7 protein-coding genes and 1 pseudogene are annotated in these 7,735 nt (G+C 68.4%); 3 read left to right on the top strand and 5 right to left on the bottom strand.

Features of this window, described 5'->3' with window-relative positions; translation table 11 throughout:
• Nucleotides 1-337 precede the first annotated feature (337 nt).
• Entirely contained in the window at nucleotides 338-532 is a 195-nt protein-coding gene (locus AB0C69_RS34295) for a hypothetical protein (protein ID WP_360359185.1), read from the top strand.
• A gap of 20 nt (nucleotides 533-552) precedes the next feature.
• Nucleotides 553-1,653, top strand: coding sequence for a YncE family protein (locus tag AB0C69_RS34290; RefSeq protein ID WP_360359182.1), 1,101 nt, complete (start codon nucleotides 553-555; stop codon nucleotides 1,651-1,653).
• A 103-nt stretch (nucleotides 1,654-1,756) separates the two neighbouring features.
• Here the strand turns inward: AB0C69_RS34290 and AB0C69_RS34285 are convergent, their stop codons facing one another.
• From AB0C69_RS34285 to AB0C69_RS34270, 4 genes are all read right to left on the bottom strand, one after another.
• Nucleotides 1,757-2,512, bottom strand: a complete 756-nt coding sequence (locus AB0C69_RS34285) for a DUF2817 domain-containing protein (protein WP_360359179.1) — start codon at nucleotides 2,510-2,512, stop codon at nucleotides 1,757-1,759.
• Between the two features lie 582 nt (nucleotides 2,513-3,094).
• Nucleotides 3,095-4,606, bottom strand: coding sequence for a glycosyltransferase family 39 protein (locus AB0C69_RS34280; RefSeq protein ID WP_360359176.1), 1,512 nt, complete (start codon nucleotides 4,604-4,606; stop codon nucleotides 3,095-3,097).
• 416 nt (nucleotides 4,607-5,022) lie between these two features.
• A complete protein-coding gene (locus tag AB0C69_RS34275) occupies nucleotides 5,023-5,385 on the bottom strand; it encodes a transcriptional regulator (protein WP_345173976.1) in 363 nt (120 codons plus the stop codon).
• Entirely contained in the window at nucleotides 5,382-6,152 is a 771-nt protein-coding gene (locus AB0C69_RS34270; RefSeq protein ID WP_360359173.1) for a hypothetical protein, read from the bottom strand. The genes AB0C69_RS34275 and AB0C69_RS34270 overlap by 4 nt, the downstream gene beginning before the upstream one ends.
• A 650-nt stretch (nucleotides 6,153-6,802) precedes the next feature.
• Here AB0C69_RS34270 and AB0C69_RS34265 point away from each other — a divergent pair.
• Nucleotides 6,803-7,561, top strand: a complete 759-nt coding sequence (locus AB0C69_RS34265) for an FAD:protein FMN transferase (protein WP_360359188.1) — start codon at nucleotides 6,803-6,805, stop codon at nucleotides 7,559-7,561.
• Between the two features lie 71 nt (nucleotides 7,562-7,632).
• Here the strand turns inward: AB0C69_RS34265 and AB0C69_RS34260 are convergent.
• Nucleotides 7,633-7,735 (bottom strand): annotated as a pseudogene (locus tag AB0C69_RS34260) (cell division ATP-binding protein FtsE); the annotation flags it as partial.

The raw sequence follows: 7,735 nt of genomic DNA, 5'->3' as shown, positions 1-7,735 counted from the left end.
CCGCGCCCACGCCGCATCGGTCAACTCATGTCGCCGCACCATGGCCACCATCAAGCCACAAACCAAAGATCCAGATCCGCAAAACAGGCCCTAGGCGATGACGCGCCGGAACTCCCGCCGGACGTCCCCAACGCCGGCCCGGGGCGCGAACACTAGGCCATCGCGTGCTGACCTGCTTGGCCTTGCGGCTTCCGCTGCGACGGTCGACCATGCCGAGATGCAGCCAAAGTAGGCTACAGATTGTGACGATTCAGAGACGCACTGTCCTTGTGGGTGTCGCTGGCCTTGTCGGCGCGGTGGTCTGCGCGCCGGCTACCGCGGCTGCCTGTCCTTTGACGTGGATTCGCTGGACTTCGCCGATCTGGGCAAGTCGGCCATCACTCGTGAAGTTCTCGGTGAGGCGCGCGGCGGGTCGGTGGTGAGCATGCATCCCGGCCACACTGGAACGGTCGAGGTGTTGGCGGCGGTTTCGGACGGCCTGCGTCGGCGTGGGCTTCGGGCGGTGACCGTCGCTGAGCTGGTCCGAACATGAAGCGCCGGTGGGCACCGGCTGTGATCGCCGGGCTGCTGGTCGCAGGGTGCTCTTCATCCGGGCAGCCGGATGGTGCTGATTCGCGGAAGCTCACGAGTCACGCTGTTGCCAAGCCGCTGACGTCGCCGACGGACCTCTACGAGCACGACCGGCCGGGCATGCTCAGCCCGCAGGTGCGGGACCTGCCGGCGCGTGTTTATGTGCCGAATTCACAGAGCGACGACGTGATCGTGCTAGATCAGAAGACGTTCAAACGGGTGGGACGGTTTCGGGTCGGCCGTAAGCCGCAGCATGTCGTCCCGTCTTGGGACATGCGGACGCTGTGGGTCAACGACAACGACTCCAACGACCTTGTCCCGATCGACCCGCGCACCGGCCGCCCGGGCAAGCCGGTCTCGGTCGACGACCCCTACAACATGTACTTCACGCCGGACGGCCGGTCCGCGATCATCATGGCGGAGCGGCTGCAGCGCATCGACTTCCGGGACGCCCACTCGATGCGGCTGCGCAAGCACGTGGACGTGCCGTGCCGCGGCCCCAACCATGCCGACTTCTCGGCCTCGGGCGACTTCTTCCTCACCGCGTGTGAGTTCTCCGGCGAAGTGCTGCGCGTCGACACCCGCGGTCAGAGGGTCACCGGCGTGCTCAAGCTGGCGAAGGGCGCGATGCCGCAGGACGTGAAGACCTCTCCCGACGGCCGGACGTTCTACATCGCTGACATGGCCTCCAACGGCGTCTGGACGATCGACGCGTCGACGTTCCGCGTGACCGGCTTCATCCGTACCGGCAAGGGCGCACATGGGCTGTATGTGAGCCGTGACTCGACCACCCTGTACGTCACCAACCGGGCTGAAGGCTCTATCTCCCTGATCTCGTTCAAGACGGGACGGGTAGCGCGGCGATGGCAGCTGCCCGGTGGCGGCTCGCCCGACATGGGCGGGGTGTCGGCCGACGGGCAGGTGCTGTGGCTGTCGGGTCGCTACCACAGCGAGGTGTACGCGATCTCTACGGTCACAGGCCGGTTGATTCGCCGCATCCGTGTCGGTGACGGCCCGCACGGTCTGTGCGTGTTTCCGCAGCCTGGCCGCTACTCCCTTGGCCACACCGGCGTTTTCCGCTGAACATGGACGTCCGTCCTGGCCGGGGCGTCCTCGGCTTTGAGGCCTACGCGGATATCACCTACACAGAGGCGTGACCGTAGCCGCGTTCCCGGGGGCCTGGCCGTCAGGGGCTGGCGATCCGGCGGAGGGCGTCGGCGTATCGGCGGACCGCCTGCACCGGGAGCCGCCCGGCGGGGAGTTCGACCACGAACGCGCTGTCGCGGACGACGGTGTTCTCCCAGCCGGTGACGCTGCCTGGGAAGTTGGTGAGCGTGCGCAGCGGGAGTCCGACGTCGCGGGCGAAGCGCCGCTCGACGTCCTTAGGTCCTTGGGAGTCATCGACGACGGCCAAGTGCTGGTGGAACCAGATGCCGATGGTCGGGCGGATCCGCCGGATGAGGTCGGCGGCGTACCGCGACTCCGGCTCCGAGAGCGGCCGGGGGCCGGAGTAGTGGACTGAGCCGCGCGAGTCGATCGGTCGCCACCCGGCTGGGAAGTTGCGGTTGAGATCGACGCCGTGAGCGTTTCCCCGCGTCCGGGCCGCCATCCCGTCCGGGTTGAACGTTGGGACAACCCACAAGTTCGTGTCCGTCGGCCCGGTTCTGGCGGCCAGTGCATGTGCCACCGGCACGCCGGCCGGCTCGTCTCCGTGCAGGCAGCCGACGACCAGCACTCGTCGAGCCGCTCGCGGGTTCCCCAGTTCGACCGCGACGATCGGGCGTCCCTGGACGGATCTGCCCAGTAACACCGTCCTGCGGGCCCCATATGTCGCCGCCGACCGACCGGCTTTTCCGGGCCTGCTGCACGCTGCCGAGAAGATCAGAGTGTTGAGGAGGGCAAGTCCAACGGCGAGCAAGATCGTCGGCCGCCGACCCGTCATGATGTGTCCCCTCAGACATGTGCCTCGACTGATCTGGGGGACGTAACACCAGATACCCGAGTCGCGAATAGTGACACTTTGAACGCATGTAGTCACCTAAGTGGCATGGCGCTGTGCCAACCGCCTCGTGCCCGTGGGCAGGATGGGCGACGGGAGCCTCCGTCTGTTCGATCGGGCTGAAACCGCGTAAGAGCCGACGCGCCACGGCGCCCGCCGGCGCCCGTGCTCGCCTTACTCGCGTTCGGATGCGCTACGGCGTTGACGGCCCTCACCGTGGATGTCGCGGTCGGTGAGGCGGGTCGGTGGGACGCGCCGGTGTACGCCTGGTTCCTCGGGCACCGTCTCGGGCCGGTGACCGTGTTGATGGAGACGGTGACCTGGCCGGGTTCGAGGATGCTTATGGGGCGTCGCGCGCTGGCTCGGTAGATCGTCCGGACAAGGCGCACCAGCACCGTCCCGCCGATACGGCGGAAGCGCCGGATTCTGGGTGGTGCTGGGGGAGTGGTCTCGGTGGCCCGCTCACCAGGGGCAGGGGGCGTGGGCCACGGCTGCGCAACGAGCTCAGCTCACCGGGCGCGGACGTCAGCTTCCGGCTGTGCGGCGGATGTACAGGGTGAGCCGGATGCTCCCGAACCGCCTTGAGCTGGTCGCTCGGAGACCGTTGTCGTTCTTGAGGATCGCGAGATCGCGTGGAGACGCTGCGCTGCGGTACCGGTGATCGTGGGGGAGTATCTGGACGAGCCAGATCCGGGACTCGGCTGCCAGGGCCGACCGGAAAGAGCCGGGCTCCAGGTTCGTCTCGTGGTCTTGCAGGGCCGTCGTGTTCAACCGGGCGAAGGCGTCGGCGTAGGCGGTCGCGAAGGCCTGCCGATCCGCGGGCAGGTACAGGACCGCGTCCCCCGGGTGCGAGTGCCGCCGCAGGGCGGCGGCCAGGGAGCGCAGGTCGTCCGGACGGCTCCGCGGTCCACGCTCAGCGAGTTGGGCGGGGAGCGTCACCAGCGCCAGGACCGCCAGGACGGTGACCGCGGCCGCTACGGGGAACCAGGGTCGGCCAGCAGGCAGCCGCCCGACTACGGTGTCCAGCGCCACCCCGCCCAGCAGCGCCAAGGCGCAGACGGAGTAGAGGATGTATCGGGGGTGGTAGACGGGGTGGACCTGGGACACGCTCCACGCCAGGACGAACGGTAAGCACATCCACGGGACGGTCAGCGCGGCGGCGTTGCGATGATCGCGAACGAGCAGTCGCGCCGTCCCGACCACGACGGCCGCCACCAGCACGAGCAGGAGGACGCGTCCGCCACCGGTGACCCACAGGCCGAGGCTGTAAAGCGCCCTGGTTCCGGGGCGCTCCAACCAGGACACCTGGGCGGCCTCTTGGCCGCGCGCGACCACTGCGAGCGGTGACACCAGCAGTACCGCAGCCAGGGCGGCCAGCCCCCAGCTCGCGCGGTGGCGGCGCCGCCACTGGGGATGCCTCCACATGCCGACGGTCACGGCGTGGGCGGGTAGGAGGAACAGCGCGTAAAGGTGAAGCCAGCCCACCAGGCCCATTGTCGCCGCGTACGCGGCGTACCATCTGATCTGGGGACGCGAATCCTGCAACGCCCGGACCAGGAAGTACGTGGCCAGGACGGCGCCCGCGCTGACCATCGCGTACTGGCGGGCCTCCTGACCGTACCGGCTGGTGATCGGCAGCAGGCCGTACAGCAGGCCGCCGTAAAGGCCCGCCTTGGCCGAGTACAGCCGCCCGCCGATGGCGGCGATCCCCATGGCCGCCACGCCGGAGGCCACCGCCGAGGGCGTGCGGGTGATCACCTCGCTCGTTCCCAGCCTGGTCACCAGGTGCATCAGCAGGTAGTACAGGCCGTGGACCGCGTCGATGCGGGAGATGAAGCTCGTCAGCGCGCCGAGCCCGCCGCGCCCGACCGTCACGCTGACCGACTCGTCCCGCCAGTACGAGGGCACGCTGATCCGCCACATGCACATGCCGAGGGTGACCACCCCTGGAATCACCAGGTACGGCCACGTCGCGGCACGATGCCCCGCAGTGTCGGACAGCGCGGTGGTCGTGCTCTGAGTGCCGGTCGGCGCCATGTCTCACCCCCCGTCGACCGAGTCGAGGACGTCAGGAAGGTCTTCACCATTTGTCACGACCCCTAACCGAAGGTCGCCGCCAAGGGCCCCAGGGACGCCGTTCAGGGCGGGCCACTCGCGGGGTGCCGGGGTTCCGTGCCCACGAAGAACCGCAGGCTGAAACATGATGAATTGACCAGAGTCGACCACCATCGAGCAGGCCCTCGGAGGTGGGTTCCCTGGTAGGTCGACCTTCTCGATGGCGAGCGGCCGGTGCAAAGCGCAGGCTCGCCGCAGCCTGCGCCGCCCGCGAAGATCGCCTCAAGGCCCAGGACTGCTTCAACTGATCGGCCCAGGCATCGCGTCGTGCGACGCCTAGGCCGAGCTCGCCGTCGTTCAAGGCCGTACCGGCCGTGGGTTCCGAGGGGCCGGCCACATCATTTGCCTTCGGCCGTCTCCGTGGAGTCCGTGACGCGGTCGAGCCGGGCGACCAGATCGCGCAGGGCGGCCAACTCCTCTGCCAGCGCACGTGACCCCTTCGGGGTCAGACTGAGCCAGGTCCGGGGACGGCGTCCGTGGTACCCCTTGTGGATCTCGACATAGCCGGCCTCGTCCAGCGTCCGTAGGTGTCGGGACAGATTGCCGTCGGTGAGGTTCAGGGTGTCGCGCAGATACCCGAACTCGGCACGGTCGATCTCGCGCAGCACCGTCATGATGCCGAGACGGGTGCGATGGTGGACGGTGTCGTTGAGGCCTTGTGTGGGGTGCGGTGCCCCTGGCTGCCCGCTGGTCTCCCTCATGCCTGGACCGGGGCCGCTGCGGTGACCGAACGCAGTCGCGCCCACGCCCGCAACTGGACGACCAGCGCGCCGACCAGCAGGACGGCGGCCAGCAGGATCAGGTTCTGTGCCGGGTTGAGCATTCCATCGATCATGCCGCCGGACGGGGGCACGAGCCAAGCAGGGATTTGGCCGAGGCCGTAGCCGTTCATGATGACGCACAGCCCCCCGTACACGAGACCGCAGACCGCGACCCCCAGGCTCCGCTCCACCTTGGCCAGGACCAGCAACCCGAGCGCGATCGCTAGCAAAGGACTGATCACGGCACTCGCCACGAAACTTTCTCCCAGGGGCGGAGGCGCCTTCTGGGCGCCGTGGTTCTGTGCGAATACGGCGAGCAAGAACACGGCGAACAGCGCCGTGCCCACGTAGGCCCAGGGCTGCCACCGCACGGTGAGGCCGACGCGGGCGGCCCGTCGCCGGTACCACCAGGCGCACGCCAGGTAGCTCAGCGGTCCTGTGATCAGCCAGAACGCGATCGAGAGGGCTCCCGATCGGTCGAACCCGTCCAGCCCCGCGTAGCCGCTCGTCGAACCGGGTCTGCTCACGCTGCCGCCGTCCGGCAGCGTCTCCATCGCGTGGAAGGGGTGGGAGTACAGGGGGATCGAGGCCAGCGTCAGCAGTCCGAAGATCATCAGCGGGACCGCCGCCCCGCGCGCACGGGCACGGGTGAGCCGCCGCAGCCTGGCCACCTCGTCGAGCATCTGGTCGGGGGACTGTGAATCCACGATGCCTCCATCGTCTTGCGCTTGCGAAGTACTTTGCATCAGCGAGTACTTTCACTTCAAGAGTGCCAGCGAGGCTCCCAGAGCAGGGGGACGGTCAGGGCGGTGGGCCTCTCACGCCGCCGCCCAGGGAACCGCGCAGTCCGCCCCAGCCGACCCCGGTCGTTCCGGAACTCGCTCCAGGCGCGGTTGTCGAACCCGACGACGAACAGGTCGAGGTTGCCGGGTGCGCGGGACGGAACCGCCGACTCGACCATGTCCGTGCGGGTGTTACAGGCCCGCGAACGGGAGCCGTGGCGGAACGTCCGGCCTGGGGTCTCGTTGCCGGTGACCGGCACAGGCACAGGCGCAGGCGCTCTGCATCGCCCTCCGCCAGGCGTCTTGCCCATCGTTCCGCAGATCTTTCCCCTGATGCGATCGGGAGCATCGGAGCTGTATTTGCTCAGACCTGCGCAAAACCTCTCCATAGACAGGTGGGTAGCTCCCGGAGCGATATAGGGGTTTTCCCCCTCCCGGTTTCTCGGGTCCGCTGAGCATGCTGGAGAGGAGCCGGTTCCTATGGCGGAGCCAGGTGTCTTGTTCTAGATCTTTGGAGCGGTTCGATGAGTTTCGGAAGGGACGACTTCCCCCTGTGGGGTTCCTTGGCCACCGTGATGGTCGAGAAGCCCGAGTGCCTCGATGCGGCCCGGCGCGCTGTCGACTCGGTGGTCGCCGACTTCGATGCCGCGTTCGTCCAGGAGGGGTCGGATCTTGCGCGCGTCAACGCCGCCAGTGGCGCTCCAGTGCGGGTCAGCGCCACTTTCCTGGCCGTGCTCTGGACGGCGCTCCACGCGTTCGACCTGACGGAAGGGCTCGTCGATCCCGTCGTTGGCGATTCTCCCGCCGGAAACCGGAGTGTCGTGATCGACGAACCGCCCGGCACGGTGATGACGCCCCCGGGGACGACTCTCGACCTGTGGGGGATCGCGCAGGCGTTCGCCGCCGACAGGGCAGCCGAATCCGCGGCCGGACTGGCTGGATGCGGAGTCTGCGTCTGCCTTCCGGGCAGCTTCGCGACCGCGGGACCGGTGCCCGTCTCGGGCTGGCCGGTGCAGGTGACCAATGGTCGCCGTGAGCAGGACGAGGGAGCTTTCCGTGGCATGAGCCTCGTGCTGCGGACGCCTGGCGGACTGGCCACCTCTGTCCTGGCGGCGCAGGCTCGCGAGCCCGGACAGGCACCGGCGCGGTCGCTGCCGACCAGTGATCAGTCCTGGCATGCGGTGTCGGTCTTCGGTCTTCGCTGCGTCGCCGCCAAGACCGCCAGCATCGCCGCCCTCTCCTTGGGAGACGCTGCCATCACCTGGTTGGAGGCCCGGGAGTTGCGTGCCCGCATGGTGCACACGAACGGCACGGTGACCAACGTCGGATGCTGACCCAGGCGTACTCAGCCGCCAGGGCTCGCCTCGTCTCCCCGTCCTTGCCTCCAGACCCAGGACGCGATCTGCACGCGGGAGTCCTGGAAGACGCAGCCGATCCTGCGGCGCAGGTGCGGCACCTTCCAGTTGCTCAGCCTGCTCAGGTCCTTGCCCGCCACGTGCACGTGACCC

The organism is Actinomadura sp. NPDC048032, from assembly GCF_040653175.1.
GTDB classification, from domain to species: domain Bacteria; phylum Actinomycetota; class Actinomycetes; order Streptosporangiales; family Streptosporangiaceae; genus Spirillospora; species Spirillospora verrucosospora.
The sequence above is the reverse complement of the archived record's forward strand: the minus strand, read 5'-3'. Positions and strand labels throughout refer to the sequence as shown.

Excerpts from the sequence above, each read along its gene's own strand:
- AB0C69_RS34280 (WP_360359176.1), bottom strand. The coding sequence starts at position 4,606 with ATGGCGCCGACCGGCACTCAGAGCACGACCACCGCGCTGTCCGACACT.
- AB0C69_RS34275 (WP_345173976.1), bottom strand. The coding sequence starts at position 5,385 with ATGAGGGAGACCAGCGGGCAGCCAGGGGCACCGCACCCCACACAAGGC.
- AB0C69_RS34265 (WP_360359188.1), top strand. The coding sequence starts at position 6,803 with ATGGTCGAGAAGCCCGAGTGCCTCGATGCGGCCCGGCGCGCTGTCGAC.
- AB0C69_RS34285 (WP_360359179.1), bottom strand. The coding sequence starts at position 2,512 with ATGACGGGTCGGCGGCCGACGATCTTGCTCGCCGTTGGACTTGCCCTC.